This window comes from Pseudomonas sp. KBS0710 (assembly GCF_005938045.2).
Taxonomy (GTDB): Bacteria; Pseudomonadota; Gammaproteobacteria; order Pseudomonadales; family Pseudomonadaceae; genus Aquipseudomonas.
The window spans coordinates 156,963-181,268 of the sequence record NZ_VCCF02000001.1; the positions used below are offsets into that span (position 1 = coordinate 156,963).

A 24,306-nucleotide genomic window follows, 5' to 3' on the forward strand; every position below is an offset into this window, starting at 1 on the left:
GATAATGGATACTTCCAGTCATAAGAAGTTGACCCTGTTCGCCACCTGCCTTGGCTTTGTGGTGGTGCTGCTCGATGTGAGCGTGGTCAACGTGGCCCTTGAAAGCTTCAAGGCCGAGTTCGCCACCGACGTGCTGCAGCTGCAATGGATCGTCAACGCCTACACGCTGTTGTTTGCCTCGTTTCTGCTCACCGGCGGCGCGCTGGGTGACCGGTTTGGCCACAAGAAAATCTTCCTGTGGGGCTATGCGGTCTTTACCTTGGCCTCGCTCGGCTGCGGCCTGGCGGACACCTTGCCGGCGCTGATCGGTTTTCGCGCGCTGCAAGGCATTGGCGCGGCACTGTTGGTGCCCACTTCGCTGGCGCTGGTGCGAATTACCTTTGAGGTGCCCGCCGAACGCAGCAAGGCCATTGCCTTGTGGGCGGGCGTCGCCGGTATCGCGCTGGCCGCCGGCCCGGTGGTGGGTGGTTTGCTGATTGGGGTGTTCGGCTGGCGCAGCATCTTTTTCATCAACCTGCCCATTGGCCTGATCGGCATCGTGCTGTGCCTGATCAATGCGCCACGTATCCCGGCCAATCACAAAGGCGGTTTCGATTTGTGGGGGCAGTTGCTGGCATTGTTTACCTTGGCCAACTTGACCTACGCGGTGATCGAGCTGGGCCGCCAGAACGGTGTCGATCTGCGCGTTGCGGTGCATGCCGTGTGCTTTGTCGGCGGCCTGCTCGGGTTTTTGTGGGTCGAGTCGCGCACGGCCCGGCCGATGGTGCCGCTCGCGGTGTTCAACAACGCGGCGTTCAGCCTGGCCTCGATACTGGGCGTGATCGTCAACTTCGTGTTCTACGGGCTGATTTTCGTGTTCAGCATCTTTTTACAGCAGGTCAATCACTACTCGGTGATCAATACCGGGCTGGCCTTTATCCCCATGACCGGCGTGCTGTTTTTCGGCAATCAGCTGGCTGCCCGCTGGCTGCCGAAGTTGGGTGAGCGGCGCCTGCTGGCGCTGGGCCTGGCCATCGCGCTGCTCGGCGTGGTGGCACTGACGCCATTCGTGGGGGGCGCGCCATACGCCAACATCGCCGTGCAAATGTTTGTGATCGGCTTCGGTATTTCACTCACGGTGCCGACCCTGACCGCCACTGCCGTCAACCACGTCAGCAGTGACAAGTCCGGCGTGGCCTCGGCCATCGTCAATGCCTCGCGCCAAGTGGGTGGCCTGATCGGAGTGGCCATCTTCAGCCTGTTGATCAACGTGACCGATGCAGCCCAGTTCGGCCACGGGTTCGCCCAAGTTATCGCCTTGTCCGCGCTGCTGTTGGCCGCAGGCTGGGCGTTGACGCTCGTGTTGTTGCGCAAGCAACCCCTGGCCGCGCAATCGGCCGCCTGAAGCAGTGCTCAATAAACCCTGGAAGCAATGGAGATTGAACATGCAAGCAGTCATGAAGACCGAGGCAAATTCCGGCTATGCGCCGCGCCAACTGGATGCCCAGCAAATCCTGGATTTTCGGGCTAATGGGTGGATGAAACTGGAAAATGTGATCAACGCCGAGACGGTGCAGATGTTGCTCCAGGAGGCCAAGACCCGCATGGGCGAGGTGGCGCGCACGGTCGACCGCAACGACCCGGGCAAGCAGATCGAGAATGCCTACCGCTGGTATGCGCGCTGGGATGAAGTCTCCAGTACTTGCCCGCAGATCAAGGCGCTCAGCCATTCGCCGCAGTTGGCCAGCATTGCTTCGCAACTGGTGGGCGAGGAAGTGCGGTTCTATTCCGACCACGTGTTCGCCAAGAACCCCGAGTCCGAGGCCGGTGGCGACACACCTTGGCACCAGGACTTTCCCCACCACCCGCTGGATCGGCAGGGCGCGTTGAATATCTGGATTGCACTGGTCGACCTGACGCCGGAAATGGGCACCATGCAGTTTCTCAGCCGCAGCCATCGGGCGGGCATGCTGGGGCGTTACTTCAACCGCCGCGATAACGTGACCTTGCTCGACGAGCACCCGTGGGTGCTGGACGAGTTCGAGATGTCGCCGCCGATTGCACTCAAGGCCGGCGATGCCACCGTGCACGACATGAACGTGATCCATGCGGCGCCCGCCAACAGCTCCAATGTGCCGCGCTGGGTGTATTCCACCCTGTGGCTGCCGGTGTCGGCGCGCTACACCGGCGCCTCGAACCATCGCACCGACCCGCTTGGGCTGACGCTCGACATGCCGATGGAGCACCCCAAGTTTCCCGTTATCCCGACCCGTTGACAGCCGTGTACTCCGGCCGGCGCTTGCCGGTCGGCGTTCTATTACGTGAGGGGAACTGCACATGCCACATGTCTATCTTGAGTACACCGCCGGGGTGGCTGACGAGGTTGATTTCAAAAGTGCCTGCCAGCGTCTGCATCGAACACTGGTCGAGGTGTCGGGGTTGCGACTGGACCTGGTCAAAACCCGCCTGGTCAGCTACGACCACGCGTTCGTTGGCGATTGTGACGAGCGCCAGCATTTCATCCACCTCAACGTCTCCACGGTGACCGGCAAGGCCGGTGACGATGAGCAGCGACGCGCGCTCAGCACGGCGCTGCTCGAAGTGATGGCCGATATCTTCGCGCCTGCGCTGCTGCGACATAAGGTTGATCTGTCGGTGCAAGTCACCGAGGTTCCGGCCAGTGGTTATGTGCGCAAGCGATCGGCGACCTTACTGCCGTGAAAACTAGGTAAATAACCAATGCCGTTATTCACAAGCGTGTTCCGTCGGAGTCAGTTCGATGGAAAGTTTTTTATAACCTTATGTCGTAACAGTATTGGTCTTTGAGATTTTTGCGATGTACTAATCGCTGCGTAATCACGCCGGGATCCAGAGAGATCAAGCCGTTCTCATGCCAGGCTGTCACACCACTTGGAACATAATCAGGACGGTGGCTCATGGATGATCAACAGATAATAGAAGAAATAAGAGAGTGGTTTACCAGTTGCCTGGGGTGTGCGGCCGGGCGACGGGAGTTCAGTAAAAATCGTTATATGTTGGCGGTTGCGCGGACCACGCAAGATGTCAGGGATAGTTTTGAGGCGTATGTACGCGCCCTTGAAGCTCGAGAAGTAGTGGCCTGTTTGATCATTTGCCCGACCACCCACCCTGAGCAGGGCCAATACAGCGTGGCCCAGGAAGTACGGCGCCTGTCGGCGCTGTTCAGCCCGCTCAGTGAGTTCTCTGCCGAAGCATTGGCGACCGGCCATGCGCTGAATAAAAAGCTCTACCTGACGTGCCCGGTGACCAATGCCAAGGTGTTGTTCGAAGACTTTGATGCAGTGGCGTTCTGTCCGCAATCCGATGACCTGAACGACGAACTTTATGACCCTTTGATGTCAGCGCCGATTCCGGCGGTTAACTTCAACTCGGATGTTTATGCCTTTTCAATGTTCTGTCGCGACATGAGCGTGCAGAAGTTCAAGCGCGAAGTCTATGAGTTGACCCCTGCAGAGCGCGGCCAACTTTACGAAGTGGTGTTACATGGTTGGCAGCGTATTGCCGAAAAAACCTTGGGTAACTACATCGCCATGACCGATGTTCAAAAGTGCCCGGTGTACTTGCATGACAATAATCGGTACTGGTTCGCCAACCATCAGGACCCGGCGTTTGCCGAATCGGTAAAGGCCTTGTACCGGCACGATATGCCGTTGATCTACGTGCCGAAGATATTTTGTGAATGGGAACAATATTTCGCCAGCGGGCGTATCCCGGACTTCAGCGAAACGGCCACGCCTGGCAGCCAGCACCTGGATACAGCTGAAACGACTCTTGAGGCCATTTGAAATGAGCAAGGACGCGATTATTTCCGGCAAAAAGTGGGTGTTTATCGGTTTTGGCTCGATCACCAAGGCGACCCTCGGGCTGCTGGTGAGCGCGCGTACATTCGAGCTTTCATCGGTGGTGGTGATCGCGCCGCAGATCGAGCAGCACCAGCCCTTTGTTGACCTCGGCGTGAGCTTTATCGACGTGGCGCTCACGCCCGAAAACCTTGGCGGCGTGTTACGCGATGTGGTCCGCCAGGGGGATTTCATCGTCAACCTGTCGGTGAATGTGAGCAGCGCCGACCTGATCCGCTTTGCCCATGCCCACGGCGCGCTGTACCTCGACACCTGCATTGAACCCTGGGCCGGTACCTACAACGAACCGAGCCTGAGCACCTCGCAGCGTTCCAACTACGCGTTGCGCGACCAATTGCTGTCGCTAAGAAGTGAGCTGGGCCCAGGCCCGACAGCGGTGGTGACCCATGGCGCGAACCCGGGCCTGGTGTCGCACTTCGTCAAATCGGCCTTGCTGCAGCTCGCGGCAAAACTCGACGTCAGCGTGCCCGACGGCCAAGAGGGTGTGGCCTGGGGCGAGCTGGCGATGGCACTGAACGTCAAGGTGATCCACATTGCCGAGCGCGACACTCAGCGCTCGTCACGTATCAAAACCGACGACGAGTTCGTCAACACCTGGTCCGTCGACGGCTTCGTCAGCGAAGCCGGGCAGCCTGCCGAACTGGGCTGGGGCTCCCACGAGAAAACCTGGCCGCCGTTCGCCCATCATCATCAGTTCGGCTCCAATAACGCCATTTACCTGGAGCGCCCCGGCGCCTCGGTGTCGGTGAAAACCTGGACGCCCAACGGCGGCCCCTGCACCGGCCTGCTGATTACCCACAATGAAGCCATCTCGTTGCCCGACTTTCTGACCGTCAAAGTGGGCGATACGCTGCTATACCGGCCCACCGTGCATTACGCCTATCACCCCTGCGACGATGCGCTGCTATCGGTGCACGAATATGTCGGCCGAGGCTGGAAGCTCCAGGATACCAAGCGGATCATGAACGACGAGATTGCCCCCGGTGGCGTCGATGCACTGGGCGTTTTGCTCATGGGGCACGCCCTGAATGCCTACTGGTACGGCTCGATCCTGAGCATCGACGAGGCGCGCCAGATTGCCCCGTTCAACACCGCCACCAGCCTGCAAGTGGCCGCTGGCGTGTACTCGGGTATTCTCTGGGCCATCGAAAACCCCAACCGTGGCATCGTCGAGCCGGAACAGATGGACCACCAACGCGTGCTGGAAATTGCTCTACCCTTCCTTGGCAGCCTGCAAGGCATCCAGACCGACTGGACGCCGCTGGACACCATCAATGCCCTGTTCCACAAGCCCGAAGGTGAATTGTGCCCGTGGCAGTTCGAACACTTTACGGCGGTTTAAACAAGGCCTGTCACCCATGGAAAGCCCGAGCATCGAATACACCGACAAACAGCGCTGGTTTGCCCTGACCAAGATCAACACCCTCTCGGCACTCTCGCAGATCGTGCAGATCGGCACCGTCACGCCACTGCTGTCGCTGTCGCTGGAACAGCAAGGCGTGGAGCCGGCCAAAATCGGCGTGATCGTCAGCGCCTCGTGGCTGGCGATCCTGCTGCTGTACAAATGGGTGCCGCGCCTGCTCGCCCACCTGGGGCTGGTCAAGACCAACCTCCTCAGTGCGCTGCTCACCGTTGGCGCGCTGATCGGCATGACCCTGACCCACCACCTGGGGCTGATTTTTGCGCTGAATTTTGTCCTCGGTATCGGCCTGATCCTGCGCTGGATCGCCTGCGACACCTGGATCGTCGCCGTAGCCTCCAAAGACGAACGCGGCCGCGCCATCGGCGTACACGAAACCCTCATGGGCCTGGGCATCGCCGTCGGCCCGCTGCTACTGGTGGTCTTCGGCGTCGGCAGCGCCGCGCCATACTACGCCTGCGCCGCCATCGTCCTGCTCTCCGGCCTACTGGCACTCACCCTCAAACCCTACGACACCCAACCACAAACCCCAGCAGAAAAACGCCACGGCAAATTATTCAGCCTAATCCCCACCGCCCTCTGCGGTGCATTTATCGCCGGCTTCGCCGAAACCTCATCCGTATCATTCCTGGCCGGCTACAGCCTCTCGGCCGGCTACCTCCTCACCGCCGCAACCCTGCTGATCTCCGTCTTCGGCATCGGCGGCACCCTGCTGCAACTGCCCATCGGCTGGATGGCCGACCGCAGCTCCTACAAAATCGGCCAATTGGTCTGCGGGTTGGTCCTGCTGCTAGGCACCCTCGCCATCCCATTCAGCCAGCCGCTTCCCTGGCTGGCGACGCTTATCGTATTCCTGTGGGGCGGCGCGATTGGCGGCATGAACACCCTGGCGGTGATTGAGGCGGGGGATCGGGTGGGGGAGCATCAGGTTTCTACGGCGATGACGGCGATTGCGATGTTTTATACGTTGGGGAGCGTGTTGGGGCCGATTGCGACGGGGGTGGTGGTTTCTTACGTGAGTGGGCATGGGTTGATGATAGCGGTGGGGGTGGTGGGGGTGGTTTTTGTGGGGATGTTGGTGTTGCGTAGAGATCCGGTGCGAGCGTGATTGGGGGGGATTTCAGGTACAAAAAAGACGTCTGTGGACGTCTTTTTTGTTGCGGTGGTAGGGCGGGGTTACCTGTGGACATTGGGTTCAGACCGGGTTTATTTCGAGTGCGCGAAAGTACGCCGAGGACTGAAGATTCTTAAGGCCGAGTTGCTGCGTAGCGACTCGGCCTTTTGATTTTTGCTACTGCGGGGACGGTGATGTGTCGGTCGTGGGGTGCAGTACGGACAACACCCGCTCTATCAGTAACTCACCCAGCACGATTAGTTGTTGACTACCCAAGAGCTTCTGACGGTTTTCGCCTTCGAGTTCGAAGGCCAGGTCAGTGGTGATAGCGTTCAGCGAGGCCAGGGTTTCGCTGGCTTGAATCAGGAGGGTTTCGGGGTCGATGTTTTGAGCGACCGTGAAAAGGCTCGCTGGGGGATTGGGGGTGATTTTTTTCATGGCGCAAACTCCTTGATTGGTGGAGTCGCCAGGCATCGCTGCTAAACGAAGGGGGTGGCGACTGTACGCGGGTTAGCAGACCAGGAATCAAGGAACCCAGCGCACCCGAAAGTGCCCCACGCACAGCCGCCATAACGTAGTCCAGCAGATGCTGAACGGATGGTGGCGTTGCAGGCCTTGATATTAACCGAGCTGCTAAACCCGGTCGCTGATTTTGCAGCGACGGGAGGAGGTTAGCCGGGTAGGAGGAGTGGGAACAGTTCACCAATGGCGCGATATCTTGAAGGAAAAATCCGAAGGTCCGCTGGCTGGGCTTTTCAGACCTCAGAAACAACGAAACCTGCACTGGGCGGGTTTTGTTGATGCTTCGAATTGGTGGGCCGGGGTAAGTTAAACGTGTTCAGTAAGTTATTGATTTATAATATTAATATAAGCTTTGATTTTTAGTTGGGATACCAATCGGAATACCGTGCAACGCTACACCGCATCTGATCATTCGAGTGCATTGGACGAGCTAGCTGCCTCGGATGCAGAGTCGTGTTGGATTCGTACTAATAATAAAGCCTGCGTTCCTAACTATAGAATGTCGAGGACTGAAATATACAGGCCAAACTTGATGTCGCTTATGTGGGGCGCCTTGAATCGCTTGATCTTACTGCTCTTAAAGAATAGCAATAAATCAGTTTGGGGGGGCAGAAAATCGTCGTTATGGCTCCCTACGAAAAAAACCATTAGCTCACGATGATAAGGGATGTCTTGGGAGTTGTTGTAATCGGAGAATCGTCATCTATTCTCGAGTCACCGAGACCCTACCATGCGGAGCGGAATGCCGCAAATTAGATTGCGCGACTTGTACAGGCTGAACAATATCAGGAAAGTTATCTCCTTAGCATTTTCTGAGGTCTTCTGGTCTTGTGGCTAAGAGGGTAAAGGTCCGTGAGAGTATCTTAAAGTTGGCGTTATGTCCTCTCTCGGTGACCGGTGTCTGGCGCAAAGCTAATATTGTTCACACTTCCGCGATCGAGGCAAGTCGTAGAGTTGTCTACAAAAATTAATCACTACAAGGCGGGATGGAATTCCCCTGACGCAGATGCTCGAACTTTCTCGGGGTCGTAATTAAAGAACTATAAGACTTGGATCGATCATATCCCTGTGTGAATGTACCGCGACGCATCTCTCAAAAGCGTACTGGATATCTGGTGCAGTACATGAAGCCACAGGCTTAAATGAAGGTCTAAGCTCAGTTTTGAAGTGAACGGCACGGGCCAATGGGCAGGATTCTAGAAACGGCATTCTAGTTTTTTTTGAGTCCGGCTTTTGATAAGAATTCAAGAGAGATTTACGCTAATCTGGAATTTCGTTTGCCCCATCGACTACTATCGGTATAGAGGGTGATAATGAGGTTGTTGACAAAGTTGTGTTTGAATGATAAATATGGCTATTTGCTATCATTTGTTCGACGGCCATCATCGAAGAATCGATGGCGGTAGCTAGTCTCCCATTATCGGATGGAATCATGCTTGAGTCACTGAGAGTTAGGAACTTAAGAAGCCTTAAAGACACCGGCAAGATAGAGCTTAAACCTCTGACAATTCTTCTTGGCGAGAATAGCTGCGGAAAAAGCACGTTTTTGAGAACTTTTCCTCTACTTAGGCAAAGTGCTGAGTCGAGTACTCGTAGCTCTATATTGTGGTTCGGGAAATACGTCGATTTCGGTGATTTCGATGAGGCGTTAATTAGAGAGCGCGGAGCAAAGGAGATTTCATTTGAGTTTGGTCTAAAGGTCCCGTCTGGAATTTTCTATAATCCATCCAGGTATATTTCTCGCTCGAAGGTTCATTTTGAGTCTAAGCTGGATATAAACTTGCGTCTTGCTTCTCTGGGTAAAGACGGACTGACTCGTACTGCAGGTCTAGATGTCGATATCGATGGGAATATATTGAGGATAGATATTTCAGAGTCCGGAAAGGTGTCTGGAATTGATATCAATGGAAGAAGTTATCAGGATTACTGCGAATCCTTCGACTACCAGTCGGCCTCCAAGATTTTCCCTATGATTCGCCCAAAGCAAGGTGCTACCAAAGAACGTATGTACGGTTCGTGGTGGCATGGTGTTAGTAGTCCAAAAGTAAGCGAGCGACTAATAAGCATACTTTCCAGGTTTGCGCACAAGCGCACCGGGCAAGAAAAACTGGATCTTTGGATTCACATCGCACGCATTGGAAGTGACGAGGATATGTTTACGGGCTTCAAGGCCTTGGGCGGCACCGTAACGTGGAAAAATAGAACTGCATCGGTGACCATAGAAGACGAAGTGTATATTGAATATCGGGATCTCTTGCTGCTTAGCAAAATACCCCTGCTGCTTCATAATCTTGATGAGATTCTAGACTATACTTTTCGTAGGGTAAGTTATATAGAGCCAATAAGGGCGTCGGCGCAACGCTATTATCGCTCGCAAGATCTTTCTGTTGCTGAGTTGGATTCGAAGGGCGAGAATTTAGCAATGTTCGTCCGGAACCTTTCAGATAAGGATCGTACGTCACTGGAAAGTTGGACTATGTCAGAGTTGGGGCTGAAGATTTCGGCTACATACGATGGCGGGCATGTAAGCCTTCGTTTGACTTTTGCACAGTCTAATCAAACCTATAACCTAGCAGATATGGGGTTCGGATTCTCTCAAGTCATACCGATCTTAGTTCAATTGTGGGCTATCCTTAATAAGGGCTCTAGGCCGCAGTTGGCAATTTATTCGGTGCCTTATATATGTGTGATCGAGCAGCCTGAGCTTCATTTGCATCCTCGTTTCCAAGCGCGACTGGCAGAGATACTTGTTAGAGCTGCGCAGACGGCAAAAAAAAGCGATGCTAAGTTATTCATAATACTTGAAACGCATAGCGAAGTTATAATAAATAAGATAGGTTTGATGACTGCTGAGGATAAAGTCTCTAAGGATGATTCAAGTATTGTACTATTTTCGAAGTCGTCCAATACCTCCAATACGACGGTCGATTTCAGTCAGTATGACGAGAGCGGTTCGCTTTTGAATTGGCCGTTTGGGTTCTTTGACTTCGAGGTGTAATGTGTTAATCCATCTTGATGAATCCATTATGGCTATTGGAGGTGACCCCTCTCAAGATATCGTCGACTCGCTTGAGGATATTGCTGCGATTGTTAGGGCCGGCACACATTTAGTTACTGGTAATATTGCCACTCTTAGATATCTTACCGGCCTAGAGTTTCTAGGAACCTCTGCCCGCATGGCATTCAAAGGGCTGGCTAATAGATACGCGCAGTTTGCATCGGCAAAGCAGCTGGTAACAACCTACGCCGAAATTGTGATTTCGGGGCTACGGCCTTGTTTGAGTCGGCGCGGCAGTGTTTCTGTGATATCTATTCCACTGAGTCAAGTGAAAAGTTTGTGTTTGAGAAGCCCAACCGAAATAATCTATGAGGAGATTCAGGATGACTTTATCTACGAAATTATTTCGCGATGGTATTTGCGTGCCAATGTTAGTCCTGGATTGTTAAATAGGAATTACCGTCCGGTTCATGGTGGTGGTGGGCGAACGCACGCTGTCTACTCATCAGCCCAGAATCGGAATGATCAATTTTGTTTGTGTGTCACGGATTCGGATAAGAAATTTCCAACTGACGAGGCTGGTCCGACAAGTACGGGGGTTAGAGGGGTAGATCAGCCAAATCAGGTCTTGTCTCATCATTTGGACTTGGACTTTCATGAAATCGAAAATCTGGTCCCCTTGAGTTTTTTGAAGGAAAAGTGTACTTCGCCAACTTCTCAGGGAATTGCTGAGAAGATTAATAGCGCAGATGCTGCTGGCTATCCAGAGGCTAAGCTGTACTGGGACTATAAGAAGGGATTCTCGCTTGCTAAGCTGAAGCAGCTGGACGGAGGGTGGGAATACTGGAAGGCGGCATTTGGGCTCGCGGAAATGACTTGTACTAACGCATGTACGCCCCAAAAATGTACGTGTGAGATCCTGGAGCCTTGGCCGGAGAAGAGAGTTGTAAAGGACCAAATTCATGCGGTCGTCGAAATGGATCCGACGGAGTGTGAAGTGCTTACTGCATTATGGTCTACGATTGGTGGAACACTGATAAGCTGGAGTGTTTCGGCCGTTCCAAAGTCAGCCTGATGTTGCACTATTAGCCAATCAGGGGTGACAACTTTCGCTGATTATTAGTTGGGTTTGCAAGTTGTTCTCATTTGTAGAGGGGGCTTTCACTCCTAACTATAAGTCCATATGGATGGTTGTTGTCACTGAAAAGCCGGATTAGCAGCTTTTGTATGTTTTTCTTATTAGTGTGGAGGTCTGGAGGCTAAATGTATTGCACCGGTGTTTTTCGAGCAAGTTCATCCGTAATAGGAAGTCCGCGCTTAGATAGATGAAGGCGGGCAAGTGAGCCTGGAGGGCGACCTATTCACGACTCGAGCGTTAGATCAACATTTCTCGGTCGTTCCCTAAGCGTTTCCAGACCAATAGAGCGGTGAGCTGATAGTAATACCGGGTGGCGGCGGAGTGGTCTTTCAGGTGCTGAGTGAGAAACCAGCGCACATGCTTGAGCTGCCAGGTCCAGGGATTGTCTCGTTGCCATCGCTGTTGAATCGCTGCTTGCATGATTCGGGCTTGGCGTAGGTGGCGATGCTGGGTGCACTTCGAGCCGGTCAGGATGCCGCTCAGGAACAGCTCCATATCGAAGGGCTTGTTCATGCCCGACCTCCAATGTAGGCCGACATCACATCTATCCGGTTATGCCCGAGTTCAAGGCTGATCTGTTGGCGCGCTTGCTGATCAAGGTTGTGGTCAATGCGATAGCAGTGACCGTCATTGACCGGTGCAGAGTGTCCAGTGATCTGCTCGTAACGCTCGCAGGCGTAGGCCGCTCGCAGTTCATGAAAACCCTTCATTCCGTGTTCATGCAGCGTTTCGCGGGCGGGGAGCACGGTCTGTTGCAGGAGTGCGGCGTAGCTTTCGTCGTGGGACAGCAAGTTGCGGCTGCCAGTCGGCGACACATTACGGGCTAACTGCAGTGCCGCCTTCACCGCTTCATTGGCCACTACCCATCGCTGTGCTGAAGTCCCTGTAGTGGAAAGGGGCAGATTTATTTGTTTTGAACCAAGGTGCGCCGAGGACTGAAGATTCTTAAGGCCGAGTTGCTGAATAGCGACTCGGCCTTTTGATTTTTGCTACAGCGGGGACGATGACGTGTCGTTCGTGGGGTGCAGTATGACCAACACCCGCTCGATCAGTAACTCACCCAGCACGATCAATTGTTGGCTACCCAATAGCTTCTGACGGTTTTCACCTTCGAGCTCGAAGGCCAGATCGGTGGTGATAGCGTTAAGCGAGGCCAGAGTTTCGCTGGCTTGAATCAGGAGGGTTTCGGGGTCGATGTTTTGAGCGACCGTGAAAAGGCTCGCTGGAGGATTTGGGGTGATTTTTTTCATGATGAAGCTCCCACACTGTTTAAGGAGCTGCCGCCCCCTGCTGTCAAACAGGATTGGGTGGCAGCTGTACGCGGGTTGACAGACCGGAAGTGTAGGAACCCGGCGCACCCGAAGATGCCCCACGCACAGCCGCCATGAACGAGACGGGATGCGTGAAGCATGCCGTTAAATCATGGGGTGTGACAGGTTACACTTTTCGGCCTGTCAAAGCCGGTCGCTGATGAGCAGCGACGGGGGAACGTTAGCGTTATGGTGGGGGGTGCGCCAGTTCATCAACAGCGCGACATCTTGAAGGAAAAATCCGAAGGCCCGCCGGCTGGGGTTTCCAGCCTCCAGAAACGACAAAACCCGCACTAGGCGGGTTTTGTCGATGCTTCGAATTGGTGGAGCCGGGGGGATTTGAACCCCCGTCCGCCAGTACTCCGCTGTCGGTACTACATGCGTAGCCGTTTCTATTAAGTTAACCCTCAGCGACCCGAAGGGCAGGGTGCTTTGGGCGAGTTGTGTAAGTTTTAGCCGCTTCGTCCACAACGTACTGCACGGCGATTCTGTTCTATATGACAATCACTTTGGGTTTACAGACATCCCCTGGTGATTGCTGGACCCGAAGGTACCAGAAGCTCAGGGCTAAGGCTGCTTACGCAGCGAGAGCGAATTCCTGGCCGTAGTTTTCGTCATTGGCAACTATAAGAAGTTGCAACAGTGGATTTACGAGTTCTGTTACCAACTCGGCATGCACCTAAAGTTTCGCGACCGGCGTCGAATCCTAAACGGCCCCGTGCTTGTAACTCGTTGTTTCTTAGTGAGTGACAAGCCTGTGCAGTGTACGCCAAACCGTCACGGAAGGCCAACCCGAAGGTTGGCCCTCAGCGAGTGAGCCGCTTATTGGCCGCCTTTGTCGATGTTCTGCAGGTCCTGCAGCGCCTTGGAGGTGATGTCGATGCACTTTTTGTCATCACCGGCGGCGTGCGCGGCTTTGGCCTGGGACACGGCGGTGTCGATCTCGCCACTTTTACCACTGGTATCTGTGGCGAGCAGGGCTTTGCCGTTGTTGATTTTATCCAGGTTGATTTTGCACAGGTCCGGCTCGCCGGCAGCAAAAACAGGCGAGGCCAACATCGCGGCGGTGATGAACAAGCCAGCAAGAGCAGTACGCTTCATGGGGTATCTCCTTGAGCAAATAAGGCTCGATGCTGCGCCAAGGCGGGGCAGCCAGCGAGGTCACGGGTGAGCCTCGTTCGCCGAGGCCTATTCAAATGACTGCGCTGGCACGCAGGGGTTCTGTTTATTTGCAGGTTTCATGGGCGCGGGCCTGGGTGACGCGGTCCACGAGGTACACCAGGCCGTGGTAGTCGATACCGCCATGCTGGCTCAGGCCGATCTCGCAGGTGCGGCTGGTGGAAATGCCTTCGCTGCAATGTTGCACCGCGTCCTTGAGCGAGCGCAGTGAGTGGGCGTTGAGTTCCGGGGTGGTGAAGCCTTTGTCGCCGGCAAAGCCACAGCAGTGAATGCCTTCCGGGATCACCACGGTGGTGGCGCAGCGCCGCGCAAGGTCGATCAGGGCCTGGCTTTCGCCCAGGTGCTGGGTGCTGCAGGTGACATGCACGGCAATGGGGGCTTCTTGTGGCGTGAAGTCGAGGCGGTCCATCAGGTGGGTGCGGATAAAGCGCACCGGGTCGTAGAGGTCCAGGCGGGTTTCGCCGAGGTCTTGCACCAGCCGCAGGGTGCAGGGGCTGGTGTCGCAGTAGATCGGGTCGAGGCCGCCACGGCTGGCGTGGAGCAAGGCGCCGATCAGTTCCTGGCGTTTGTGCTCGGCTTGTTCGGCGTAGCCTTTGGAGGCGAATGGCTGGCCGCAGCACAGGCTGTCCTGGTTGTCGGGGAACACCACTTGATAACCGGCTTTTTCCAGCAGGCTGCGGGTTTTGTCGTACAGCGACATTTGCTCTTTGTCGTCGGCCGATGGGCCCATGGCGCGTGAGACGCAGGCGGCCAGGTAAACCACGCGCGGGCGCGCGTCTGTCACTGCCGGGCTGAAGCGGATGGCTTTTTCCGGCTGCGGCATGGCATTGCTCCACTGCGGGATCTGCCCTTTGGACAGCTGCGTGATTTTGGCCGAGAGCTTCGCCAGGCGGGGCGCGCCCAGCAGCATGCGCGCGCCATTAGCCACATGCAGGGTGAAGCGCGCGCCTTGCATGGCTGTGGCGAAATGGCTGGCCAGCCAGTCGGCGGTTTTCGTACGGTCGGCATCGCGGGCGCGCAGTTTTTTCACCAGGTCGCCGGTATTGATTCCCACCGGGCAGCGTTGCGCGCACAACCCGGTGGCGGCGCAGGTGTCGATGCCTTGGTAGTGGTAGGCGGCTTCCAGTTCGGTGGTGTCGACGCCTGCGCGTTTCTTCGCCTGGATATCACGCCAGATCACGATGCGCTGGCGCGGGCTGAGCGTCAGGCCTTTGGAAGGGCACACCGGCTCGCAGAAACCACACTCGATGCACTTATCCACAAGCTCGTCGGCGGCGGGCAGCGGTTTGAGGTGCTTGAGGTGGATTTGCGGGTCTTCGCTCAGCACCACGTCGGGGTTAAGAATGCCGTTGGGGTCGAGCAGGCGTTTAAGTTGCCACATCAATTGGTAGGCATCGCTGCCCCATTCCAGCTCGACGAAGGGCGCCATATTGCGGCCGGTGCCGTGTTCGGCTTTCAGCGAACCGCCGAATTCCACGGCGACCAATTGTGCCACGTCGTCCATGAACGCCTGGTAGCGTACGACTTCTTCCGCGCTGTTGAAGCCTTGGGTGAAGACAAAGTGCAGATTGCCTTCCAGGGCGTGTCCGAAAAGGATCGCTTCGTCGTAGTGATGTTTGTCGAACAACTCGATCAAGCGGTTTACGCCGATGGCCAGTTGTTCGACCGGGAAGGTTACGTCTTCGATGATCACGGTGGTGCCGGTTTTACGCACGGCGCCGACGGCTGGGAAGGTGTCTTTGCGGATGGCCCACAGGCGGGCGTTTTCCAGCGGGTCTTGGGTGAAGTCGACCTGCTTTTCTACTGGGAAGGTGGCCAGGGACGCCATGATTAGCGCCAGTTGTTCCTGGAGTAATGAAGGTGATGCGGCGCGGGATTCGATCAGCAGCGCGCAGGCGTTTTCCGATAGCTGCTGTACGAAAGCCGGCATGCCGGGTTTGTCCTGCACCGAGCGCATGCTGCGCCGGTCCAGCAGTTCAACGGCGGAGACGGGTTGGGTTTTGAGCACCGTTACGGCATTACAGCAGGTTTCCACATCCGGGAACACAATCAGCGCTGAGGCTTTGTTCGGGTGGTCGATCACCGTGTCGTAGGTCACTGCGCTGATAAAACCGAGGGTGCCTTCGGAGCCCACCAGCAGATGGCTGAGGATATCCAGGGGGTCATCGAAATCCACCAAGGCGTTGAGTGACAGGCCGGTGGTGTTTTTCAGACGGTATTTGTGGCGGATTTTTGCAGCCAGTTCGGCGTTGGCCCGCGTTTCCCGGCCCAGCGTGGCCAGGCGTTCCAGCAGCTCGCCATGCTGTTGGCGAAAGGCACTGACACTGGCCGCGTCCTCGGTATCCAGGCGGCTGCCATCAGCCAGTACCAGGCGGATGCCTGCCAGGGTGTGATACGTGTTTTGCGCGGTGCCGCAGCACATGCCGCTGGCATTGTTGGCGACGATGCCGCCGATCTTGCAGGCGTTGATCGAGGCCGGGTCCGGGCCGATCTTGCGACCGAACGGCGCCAGCCACGCATTGGCCTGGGCGCCGATCACGCCGGGTTGCAGGCGGATTTGCGTGCCTTGGCCGCGAATTTCGCGGCCGTTCCAATTGTCCCCCAACACGATCAGCACCGAGTCGCTGATGGCCTGGCCGGACAAGCTGGTGCCGGCTGCACGGAAGGTCACGGGTACGCGGTCGCGTTGGGCCAAGTGCAGCAGCGCCACGACTTCGTCTTCGGACTCCACGCGAACCACCAGCTGTGGGATCAGTCGGTAAAAGCTGGCGTCAGTGCCGAAAGCGAGGGTGGAAAGAGGGTCGTCGAAGCGACGATCTTTCGGGATAAGTTGTGCGACGTCGCTCAGGAAAGCAGCAGGCAGGCTCATCGGTCCTCCAGAAATAGCTGACGCCGGCATCGATGTCCGGCGTCGATTCTTACCCTGTTACGCGCAGGTTTTAGTGCACCAGCATACCGGTGAACCAGTAGGCCTGCGCCAGCGTGATCAGCCCGACAATGGTGGCAAAAAACAGGCTGTGCTTGAGGGTAAAGCGGAACAGGTCGGACTCTTTGCCCACCAGGCCGGTGGCGGCGCAAGCCACGGCGATCGACTGCGGCGAGATCATCTTGCCGGTCACGCCGCCACTGGTGTTCGCTGCGACCAGCAAGGTGTCGTTAACGCCGATCTGGTGCGCCGTGGTGGCTTGCAGCGAGCTGAACAGGGCATTGGACGAGGTGTCGGAGCCTGTCAGGAAAACCCCCAGCCAGCCGAGGAACGGCGAGAAGAACGGGAAGGCAGCGCCGGTGCCGGCCAATACCAGCGCCATGGTCGAGGACATGCCGGAGTAGTTGGTGACGAAGGCGAACGCCAGCACCATGCCAATCGACAGGATCGGCCAGCGCAGTTCGTAGAAGGTCTCTTTTAAAGTGGTAAGACCAGTCTTGAGGTCGATTTTCAGCACCAGCATCGAAATCAGTGCGGAGAAGAAAATCGCGGTGCCGGTGGCTGAAATCGGGTCCAGCTTGAACACGGCCGGAATCGCCGTGGGGTTGGTGACGATTGGGGCGACCTTGATCACCAGTTGATCCAGGTGCGGGATCGCGAAGTTGAACACCCAGCTGTACATCGAGCCGCCGGCGGCGAACATCGCTTTGAATGGCTTGAGCGTCCAGATAGTGACTAGCACGGTGAGGATCAGGAACGGCGACCAGGCTTTGAAGATCTGCCCCAGGCTGTAAGGCGAGGCGACGGTTTGGCGTGGCTGACCGAAGCCGCCTGCACTGGCGGTAACCGCTGCGGCGGAGGTGGCGCCGGCAATTTGTGCGCCGGCGCTGCGCTTGGGCTGCCAGACTTTCAGGAACAGGGTCAGCGCTACAAGGCTGGCCAGGGCCGAGGTGATGTCCGGCAGCTCCGGGCCGATGAAGTTGGAGGTGAAGTATTGGGTGACGGCAAAGCTGAGGCCGGCTACCAGTGCGGCTGGCCAGGTTTCGCGAACGCCGCGCAGGCCGTCCATCATGAACACCAGCCAGAACGGCACGAACAGCGACAGCAGCGGCAGCTGGCGGCCGGCCATGGCGCCGATCTTGAACGAGTCAATGCCGGTGACTTGCCCGGCGACGATGATCGGGATGCCCAGCGCGCCGAATGCTACGGGCGCGGTGTTGGCGATCAGGCACAGGCCGGCGGCGTACAGGGGGTTGAAACCCAGGCCGACCAGCAGCGCGGCGGTAATCGCCACGGGTGCGCCGAAACCGGCCGCGCCTTCGAGGAAGGCGCCAAAGCAGAACCCAATCAGCAGCACCTGCAGGCGTTGATCATCGGTGATCGATAGGACCGAGCTGCGGATGATTTCAAACTGTCCGCTCTTGACCGTCAGTTTGTAGAGGAACACGGCGGCGACGATGATCCAGGCGATGGGCCACAGGCCGTAGGCAAACCCGTAACCGGCGGCGGCCAAGGCCATGTCTACCGGCATCTGGAACGCGAAAATGGCCACCAGAATCGACAGCGCCAGGGTGATGCTGCCGGCCACGTGGCCTTTGAGGCGGAACACCGCCAGTGCCAGGAAGAAAAATACGATCGGGATAACGGCGGCCAGTGCGGACAGGCCGAGGCTGCCGAGTGGGCTGTAGAGCTGTTGCCAGGTTTGCATAATGGGGTGGCCCCTGATTGTTGTTGTTTGGTCAGCTTGGATAATTGGTAATACCAATTTACAGTCGCTGTTGGCTAGAGTAAAAGCCTTGGCAGGGGTGTGTCAATTTGCCGCCCACGAAACTTTGGTCGTAGCGGTGTGGGTGAGGTGTTCTGGTTGGGTGAATCGAAGGCGTTCTGATAGGTGCCGCCAGCGCGTCGATAGGCGAGAATAGAGGGCCTGGCGAGTGGTCGGGTTTGTGGAGAGTGAGTTATGGGGTTTGATCAGGTGCGTCAGCGCCGTTTGTCTGACGATATTGTCGAGCAGCTTGAGGGCATGATCCTCGAGGGCACGCTCAAGTCGGGCGAACGCTTGCCAGCCGAGCGCGCTTTGGCTGAGCAGTTTGGCGTGTCGCGCCCTTCGCTGCGAGAGGCGATCCAGAAGCTCGCGGCCAAGGGGTTATTGGTCAGCCGTCAGGGCGGCGGTAACTATGTATCGGATTCTCTGGGTTCGACCTTCAGTGATCCGCTGCTGCACCTGCTGGAAAATAACCCGGAGGCTCAGCGGGATTTGCTTGAGTTTCGTCAGACCCTGGAAGCGTCCTGTGCTTATTACGCAGCATTGCGCGCTACTGAGGTCGACCGTGAGCGACTGACCGCAGCGTTTGAGGCGCTACAGGATTGCTACACCCGCGCCGATGAAGTCAGCCGGTTGGAAGAGGGCGCGGCGGATGCACGCTTTCACCTGGCCATTGCCGAGGCCAGCCATAACGCCGTGTTGCTGCACACCATTCGTGGCTTGTTCGATTTGCTCAAGCGCAACGTGGTGACCAATATCGGTGGCATGTACCAGCAGCGTACAGAAACCCGCGACATGCTGATCAGCCAGCATCGGGATTTGTATTTGGCGATTATTGAAGGGCGGGCCGAGCAGGCGCGGGAAGTCTCAACACGTCACCTGTTGTATGTGCAGGAAGTGTTGGAAGAGGTGCGTCAGGAAGTTCAGCGCGTGGCTCGGGCGGAGCGACGTAAAGGGATGTAGCCCGCGTGGGGCTACACCGTCACAAGGATTACTCTTCCTTGCCCTTGTTGCGCACGGCGCGATGCAACTCACGGTTGGAGTCGCGCTCACGCTCGGTATCGCGCTTGTCGTATTCCTTCTTGCCCTTGCCCAGCGCGATTTCGCACTTGACCAGGTGCTTGCTCCAGTACCAGGACAGGCAGATGCAGGCATAGCCTTTCTGCTGTACGGCAGCCGCGAGCTTTTCCAGTTCGCGAGCGTTGAGCAACAGCTTGCGCGTGCGCACCGGGTCGGCAATCACGTGGGTGCTCGCGGTGGTCAGCGGGGTGATATGACTGCCCAGCAGCCATGCCTCGCCATCTTTGAGCAATACGTAGCTGTCGACCAGTTGCAGCTTGCTGGCGCGCAGACTTTTTACTTCCCAGCCGGCCAGGACCAGACCAGCCTCGAACCGATGTTCGATGAAGTAATCGTGTCGCGCCTTTTTATTTTGCGCGATGGTCCCTGTGGGGTGTTTCTTTTGTTTAGCCATAGGGGCGGCATTATAGGGAGTTGCGAGCGTGTCGGCTACGGTCAACCTGCGTGCTTGAGCGTGTTGGACGAATCCCGGACAATACCGGCAGTTCTCTGGTTTTTTTCTCTCGCGGATCGGGCTGTTCTTTCGCGATGTTTGCCTCAAGCAGTGGAAGTAACGCTCACATGACGACGCATATTCAACGTTCGGCTTTATTGCCTTATCCGGCGCAGGCGCTCTACGACCTGGTCAATGACGTAGCGCGTTACCCGGAGTTCCTGCCTTGGTGCTCAACCGCCGACGTGCTGGAAAGCAGTGATGAGCATATGGTCGCCAGAGTCGGGGTGGCCAAGGGCGGGCTTAGCCAGCATTTTGTAACGCGCAATGTGTTGGTGCCGGGCAAGTCCATTGAGATGAACCTGCAGGAAGGGCCGTTCACCCAGTTGCATGGGGTATGGGTATTCAAGGCGCTGACCGACAAGGCCTGCAAGATCAGCCTCGACCTGTCCTTTGATTACGCCGGCCCGATTGTGCGGGCGACCTTGGGGCCTTTGTTTAACCAGGCGGCCAACACTCTGGTGGATGCGTTTTGCCAGCGGGCCAAACAACTGCATGGTTGAGATTGAAGTGGTGTACGCCGCTGAAAATCGCCAGGTCTTGCTGGCGGTGACGGTGCCTGCGGGCACGAGCCTTAGGGCTGCGGTGCTGGCGTCGGGGATTGCTGAGCAATTTCCAGGCTTGGTATTGGCGGATTGCCCGCTGGGCATATTTGGCAAAGTGGTCGCCGACGCGGACGTGCGTGCTGCACAACCGGGTGATCGAATCGAGATTTACCGGCCATTGCTGGCAGACCCCAAGGAAGTGCGCAGGCTACGTGCGGCCAAGGCGGCCTTGGCCCGGCAACAGAACCCATAAGGCTGCCAATCGGCAGGCAACAAAAAGCCCGGCATGCCGGGCTTTTTATCGAGCGCCGCACAATTACTGCGGGCTGGTGTCCAGAGGCTGTGGCGTCGGGACAGGAACGGTCTGCACGCCGTCGACGTCCTTCTGGATCTGATCCAGCAAGGAGCCAGGCTTGGCCGGCACTTCGGACTTCGGCTTCTCTGCTTCCTGCGCTGGCGCAGTTACATTGGTGCCGTTGTCCTTGCCGAGCAAGGCTTCATCGCGGCTTACGCCGGGCATGAAGTCACCGGACAGGCTCACGAGCTGGTCATTGCCATTGAAGATGACACTGACGCGCTCCTGCTGGCGCTCACCGCCACCTGGCTGGATGCTATAGAGATAATCCCAGCGATCGGCATGAAAAGTGTCGGTCAGCAGGGGGTTGCCCATAATAAACCGTACTTGCCGTCGGGTCATTCCCGGGCGTAACTGGTCTATCATGTCCTGCGTGACGACATTGCCCTGCTGGATGTCGATTTTGTAAACCCCGGGGAATGAACAACCGGCGAGTGCGAGCAGTCCCACAAGGGTGAAACTGGTTAGCAAGAGCTTGGTGTTTTGCATCGGTGGGCGACTTCCACTATCTTGGCTGGGACAACGTAAACGCCGATCATACCCGTATTAAGAGAAGCTGCGAAGCAGCATCCGCGAGAAAGCTAACCATGGTTGAAAATAGCGAACTACGCAAAGCCGGTCTTAAAGTGACTCTGCCACGAGTCAAGATTCTACAAATGCTCGATTCTGCTGAGCAGCGCCACATGAGTGCCGAGGATGTTTACAAGGCGCTGATGGAGTCTAACGAGGACGTTGGCCTGGCCACGGTTTACCGTGTGCTGACCCAGTTTGAAGCCGCAGGGCTGGTGGTTCGTCATAATTTCGACGGCGGTCATGCAGTGTTCGAATTGGCTGACGGTGGTCATCACGATCACATGGTTGACCTGGATACCAATGAGGTTATCGAGTTCACCAGCCCGGAAATCGAGAAGCTCCAGCACCAGATCGCTGAGGAGCATGGATTCAATTTGGTGGACCATAATCTGGTCCTGTACATTCGTAAGAAATAGTAAAAATCGACACAGATTTGCTCTGTGAAACGATAGAAGGCGACCCTAGGGTCGCCTTCGTGCTTTCTATAAGAGAGAAAATTGAGCGAAAAATGCTCGGTTCAAGCCTTGGCGGCCACCACCATTTTCTTCGCGTGGGCCAGGGACTCTTTTGTCAGGTCGATGCCGCCCAACATCCGCGCTACTTCTTCTACCCGTTCCGATTTGTTCAGTTTGGACACGGCCGTATGCGTCGCATCGCTGCCGCGCACTTTGTGTACGAATAAATGCTGATGCCCTTGGGCGGCCACTTGCGGCAAGTGAGTCACGGTAAGCACCTGACCACGCTCCCCGAGGCGGCGCAGCAGTTGGCCGACAATCTCCGCCGTTGGCCCACCGATCCCCACGTCCACTTCGTCGAATACCAGTGTGGGTACCCGTGAGGTCTGTGCGGTAATGACCTGGATCGCCAGGCTGATCCGCGACAGCTCGCCACCGGACGCGACCTTGGCCAGTGCCTTGAGGGGCTGACCAGGGTTGGCGCTGACCAGCAGTTCCACCTGTTCCAGGCCATGGGGTTGCAGCTCGTTGCTGGTGTTGGCGTGCAGCTCGATGGTGAAACGCCCGCCGGGCATGCCCAGGCGTTGAATTTCCTGCTCTACGGCACTGGCCAGGCTGGTAGCGGCTTGCTGGCGCAGGTCGCTGAGTTCGCGGGCCTTTTCCTGGTAGTGGCGGGCGAAGGAGGCGAGTTCATCGCCCAGCCGTTCAATCGACTCGTCGTTGGCGTTGAGGGTTTCGATCTCATCCAGCAGCTTTTGCTGCATCGTCGCCACTTCGGTCGGCTGGATGCGGTGTTTGCGCGCCAGGGTATAGATAGTGTCCAGGCGTTCTTCGATTTCTTGCAGGCGCGCCGGGTCGGCGTCGAAGTGATCGAGGAAGCGATTCAGTTCGCCGACGGCTTCTTCTACCTGGATCTGCGCACTGGTCAGCAGGGTGGTGGCCTCGCTCAAGGAGCCCGACCCGCTGTTCACGCTCGATAGACGATTGAGGCTGGCAGTCAGTGCATTGAGTACATTGCCCGAATCACTTTCGCTGCATTGCTCTACCACCTGCCGGCAGATACCGAGCAGGGTTTCGGCGTTGGTCAGGTTCTTGTGTTCCTGTTCCAGTTGCTCCAGCTCGGTTTCGCCAAGGCCCAGGCTTTCCAGTTCTTCAAGCTGATAGCTGAGCAGTTGATGGCGAGCGCGTTGTTCGTCGCCGGAATTGGAGAGTCGCTCCAGTTCCTGGCGGGTTTGCCTCCAGCGTTGGGCGGCAAGCTGCACCTGACGCGCCAGGTCGGTGGCGCCGGCGTATTCGTCGAGCAGGCGGCGATGGGTGTCGGTTTTCAGCAGGGACTGGTGTTCGTGCTGGCTGTGGATATCGATCAGCAGTTCGCCCAGCGCCTTTAAATCGCCAAGCGGGCAGGGTGTGCCGTTGATGTAGCCGCGTGAACGACCTTCCGCCGTGATCACCCGACGCAGGATGCACGGGCCTTCATTATTAAGGTCGCGCTCGGCCAGCCAGGTCTCGGCTTCGGGAATATCGGCCAGGTCGAAGGTGGCGAGGATGTCGGCCTTGTCTGCGCCGGGGCGCACCACGCCACTGTCGGCGCGGTCGCCCAGGGTAAGGCCCAGGGCGTCGAGCATGATCGACTTGCCGGCGCCGGTTTCGCCTGTGATTACGCTCATCCCGCGATCCAGTTCGAGATCCAGATGTTCAACGATGGCGTAGTTATGTACGGACAGGTGCACCAGCATGACGGCCGCTCCCAGGCTTTAGGTCTGGTTATTTATACAGTGTTTTGTTCGGGGCTGACAATCCTGATGCTTAGCTCAATTTGCTTGAATGGGCGGATTTTTAAGCGCAATGCGGAATGAGTGCGCAGGAATTGATTCAGGGCAAGCGAAAGACTTTTGGTAACGCCTGCGCCCTTGAACCTGAAAATTGTGGCCCCATATACCGGAACAGAAGCGCGAGTTGAGTTCGCGCATGATTTTGAAAGGAGAAATCTATGGCTGACGAACAGACGCAGGATACGCAAACTCCAGACGCCAATTCGGCTGCCGGTGATGAACTGGCGACTCGTGTGCAAGTGCTCGAAGAGCAATTGGCCGCTGCGCAGGATCAGTCTTTGCGTGTTGCCGCCGATCTGCAGAACGTCCGCCGCCGTGCCGAGCAGGATGTCGAAAAAGCTCACAAATTCGCGCTGGAAAAATTCGCCAACGACTTGCTGCCGATTATCGACAGCCTGGAGCGTGGCCTTGAGTTGTCCAGCCCGGACGACGAAAACATCCGTCCGATGCGCGAAGGGATCGAGCTGACCCTGAAAATGTTCCAGGACACCCTGAAGCGTTATCAGTTGGAAGCCATCGATCCGCAAGGCGGTGAGCCGTTCAATGCTGAGCATCACCAAGCCATGGCCATGCAGGAAAGCCATGACCTGGAGCCGAACAGCGTATTGAAAGTGTTCCAGAAGGGTTATCAGCTCAACGGTCGCTTGTTGCGCCCGGCGATGGTGGTGGTGAGCAAGGCTCCTGCACCCGTTGCACCTTCTATTGATGAGCAGGCTTGAAATC

General features: G+C 56.8%; 22 protein-coding genes, 1 other RNA gene and 1 pseudogene. 13 read left to right on the forward strand and 11 right to left on the reverse strand.

The genetic code is table 11. The features are described from left to right. The first annotated feature begins 4 nt into the window (after positions 1 to 4). The 6 genes from FFI16_RS00720 (at position 5) to FFI16_RS00745 (ending at position 6,406) form a co-directional block, all read left to right on the forward strand. On the forward strand, positions 5 to 1,384 hold the full coding sequence (locus tag FFI16_RS00720; protein WP_138813786.1) for an MFS transporter: 1,380 nt from the start codon (positions 5 to 7) through the stop codon (positions 1,382 to 1,384). A gap of 40 nt (positions 1,385 to 1,424) precedes the next feature. Next, positions 1,425 to 2,255, forward strand: coding sequence for a phytanoyl-CoA dioxygenase family protein (locus FFI16_RS00725; protein ID WP_056858256.1), 831 nt, complete (start codon positions 1,425 to 1,427; stop codon positions 2,253 to 2,255). Between the two features lie 61 nt (positions 2,256 to 2,316). Continuing rightward, complete coding sequence (locus FFI16_RS00730; protein ID WP_056858257.1) at positions 2,317 to 2,700, forward strand: 5-carboxymethyl-2-hydroxymuconate isomerase; 384 nt, start codon at positions 2,317 to 2,319, stop codon at positions 2,698 to 2,700. 392 nt (positions 2,701 to 3,092) lie between these two features. Continuing rightward, positions 3,093 to 3,803, forward strand: a complete 711-nt coding sequence (locus tag FFI16_RS00735; protein WP_138813787.1) for a hypothetical protein — start codon at positions 3,093 to 3,095, stop codon at positions 3,801 to 3,803. Position 3,804: 1 nt separating this feature from the next. After that, complete coding sequence (locus tag FFI16_RS00740; protein ID WP_138813788.1) at positions 3,805 to 5,220, forward strand: saccharopine dehydrogenase C-terminal domain-containing protein; 1,416 nt, start codon at positions 3,805 to 3,807, stop codon at positions 5,218 to 5,220. A gap of 16 nt (positions 5,221 to 5,236) precedes the next feature. Then, entirely contained in the window at positions 5,237 to 6,406 is a 1,170-nt protein-coding gene (locus FFI16_RS00745) for an MFS transporter (RefSeq protein ID WP_138813789.1), read from the forward strand. A gap of 183 nt (positions 6,407 to 6,589) precedes the next feature. Here FFI16_RS00745 and FFI16_RS00750 read toward each other — a convergent pair whose 3' ends face one another. Further along, positions 6,590 to 6,850: a DUF6124 family protein gene (locus FFI16_RS00750; protein ID WP_138813790.1), complete on the reverse strand. Its 261-nt coding sequence runs from the start codon at positions 6,848 to 6,850 to the stop codon at positions 6,590 to 6,592. 1,516 nt (positions 6,851 to 8,366) lie between these two features. Between FFI16_RS00750 and FFI16_RS00755 the strand changes: the two genes are divergently transcribed. Together FFI16_RS00755 and FFI16_RS00760 are read left to right on the forward strand one after the other, a co-directional pair. After that, positions 8,367 to 9,932 carry an AAA family ATPase gene (locus tag FFI16_RS00755; RefSeq protein WP_178112619.1) on the forward strand — a complete coding sequence of 522 codons (1,566 nt, stop codon included), beginning with the start codon at positions 8,367 to 8,369 and terminating at the stop codon, positions 9,930 to 9,932. 1 nt (position 9,933) lies between these two features. Beyond that, positions 9,934 to 11,007, forward strand: coding sequence for a hypothetical protein (locus FFI16_RS00760; RefSeq protein WP_138813792.1), 1,074 nt, complete (start codon positions 9,934 to 9,936; stop codon positions 11,005 to 11,007). A 300-nt stretch (positions 11,008 to 11,307) separates the two neighbouring features. Here the strand turns inward: FFI16_RS00760 and FFI16_RS00765 are convergent, their stop codons facing one another. The 7 genes and pseudogenes from FFI16_RS00765 to FFI16_RS00795 all read right to left on the reverse strand — a co-directional run bounded on the left by FFI16_RS00765 (position 11,308) and on the right by FFI16_RS00795 (position 18,193). Next, positions 11,308 to 11,583, reverse strand: coding sequence for a hypothetical protein (locus FFI16_RS00765; protein ID WP_138813793.1), 276 nt, complete (start codon positions 11,581 to 11,583; stop codon positions 11,308 to 11,310). Next, positions 11,580 to 12,008 (reverse strand): annotated as a pseudogene (locus tag FFI16_RS00770) (integrase); the annotation flags it as partial. The pseudogene FFI16_RS00770 and the gene FFI16_RS00765, both read right to left, overlap by 4 nt. Before the next feature lie 51 nt (positions 12,009 to 12,059). Further along, the gene (locus tag FFI16_RS00775) at positions 12,060 to 12,320 is read right to left on the reverse strand and encodes a DUF6124 family protein (protein ID WP_138813794.1); all 261 of its coding nucleotides are present in this window, start codon (positions 12,318 to 12,320) and stop codon (positions 12,060 to 12,062) included. 381 nt (positions 12,321 to 12,701) lie between these two features. Continuing rightward, positions 12,702 to 13,098, reverse strand: a transfer-messenger RNA (tmRNA) gene (gene ssrA, locus FFI16_RS00780). Positions 13,099 to 13,202: 104 nt separating this feature from the next. Then, on the reverse strand, positions 13,203 to 13,481 hold the full coding sequence (locus tag FFI16_RS00785; RefSeq protein ID WP_138813795.1) for a hypothetical protein: 279 nt from the start codon (positions 13,479 to 13,481) through the stop codon (positions 13,203 to 13,205). A 124-nt stretch (positions 13,482 to 13,605) separates the two neighbouring features. Then, positions 13,606 to 16,428 carry an FAD-binding and (Fe-S)-binding domain-containing protein gene (locus FFI16_RS00790; protein ID WP_138813796.1) on the reverse strand — a complete coding sequence of 941 codons (2,823 nt, stop codon included), beginning with the start codon at positions 16,426 to 16,428 and terminating at the stop codon, positions 13,606 to 13,608. A gap of 70 nt (positions 16,429 to 16,498) precedes the next feature. Next, entirely contained in the window at positions 16,499 to 18,193 is a 1,695-nt protein-coding gene (locus tag FFI16_RS00795; protein ID WP_138813797.1) for a lactate permease LctP family transporter, read from the reverse strand. Positions 18,194 to 18,445: 252 nt separating this feature from the next. Between FFI16_RS00795 and FFI16_RS00800 the strand changes: the two genes are divergently transcribed. Continuing rightward, positions 18,446 to 19,213, forward strand: coding sequence for a GntR family transcriptional regulator (locus tag FFI16_RS00800; RefSeq protein ID WP_138813798.1), 768 nt, complete (start codon positions 18,446 to 18,448; stop codon positions 19,211 to 19,213). Positions 19,214 to 19,241: 28 nt separating this feature from the next. Here the strand turns inward: FFI16_RS00800 and smpB are convergent, their stop codons facing one another. Further along, entirely contained in the window at positions 19,242 to 19,724 is a 483-nt protein-coding gene (smpB, locus tag FFI16_RS00805; protein WP_003176160.1) for an SsrA-binding protein SmpB, read from the reverse strand. A 167-nt stretch (positions 19,725 to 19,891) separates the two neighbouring features. Between smpB and FFI16_RS00810 the strand changes: the two genes are divergently transcribed. Together FFI16_RS00810 and FFI16_RS00815 are read left to right on the forward strand one after the other, a co-directional pair. Next, positions 19,892 to 20,326, forward strand: a complete 435-nt coding sequence (locus tag FFI16_RS00810; RefSeq protein WP_058419957.1) for a type II toxin-antitoxin system RatA family toxin — start codon at positions 19,892 to 19,894, stop codon at positions 20,324 to 20,326. Then, positions 20,319 to 20,621: an RnfH family protein gene (locus FFI16_RS00815; protein ID WP_138813799.1), complete on the forward strand. Its 303-nt coding sequence runs from the start codon at positions 20,319 to 20,321 to the stop codon at positions 20,619 to 20,621. The genes FFI16_RS00810 and FFI16_RS00815 overlap by 8 nt, the downstream gene beginning before the upstream one ends. A gap of 63 nt (positions 20,622 to 20,684) precedes the next feature. Here FFI16_RS00815 and FFI16_RS00820 read toward each other — a convergent pair whose 3' ends face one another. After that, the gene (locus tag FFI16_RS00820) at positions 20,685 to 21,212 is read right to left on the reverse strand and encodes an outer membrane protein assembly factor BamE (RefSeq protein ID WP_017139267.1); all 528 of its coding nucleotides are present in this window, start codon (positions 21,210 to 21,212) and stop codon (positions 20,685 to 20,687) included. A gap of 98 nt (positions 21,213 to 21,310) precedes the next feature. Between FFI16_RS00820 and fur the strand changes: the two genes are divergently transcribed. Continuing rightward, entirely contained in the window at positions 21,311 to 21,712 is a 402-nt protein-coding gene (gene fur / locus FFI16_RS00825) for a ferric iron uptake transcriptional regulator (protein WP_138815341.1), read from the forward strand. Between the two features lie 101 nt (positions 21,713 to 21,813). Here fur and recN read toward each other — a convergent pair whose 3' ends face one another. Next, a complete protein-coding gene (recN, locus tag FFI16_RS00830) occupies positions 21,814 to 23,487 on the reverse strand; it encodes a DNA repair protein RecN (RefSeq protein ID WP_138813800.1) in 1,674 nt (557 codons plus the stop codon). Between the two features lie 254 nt (positions 23,488 to 23,741). Here recN and grpE point away from each other — a divergent pair, with 254 nt between their 5' ends. Beyond that, positions 23,742 to 24,302 (forward strand): nucleotide exchange factor GrpE, encoded by a 561-nt coding sequence (gene grpE / locus FFI16_RS00835; RefSeq protein WP_138813801.1) that lies wholly within the window; start codon positions 23,742 to 23,744, stop codon positions 24,300 to 24,302. Positions 24,303 to 24,306: the final 4 nt, after the last annotated feature.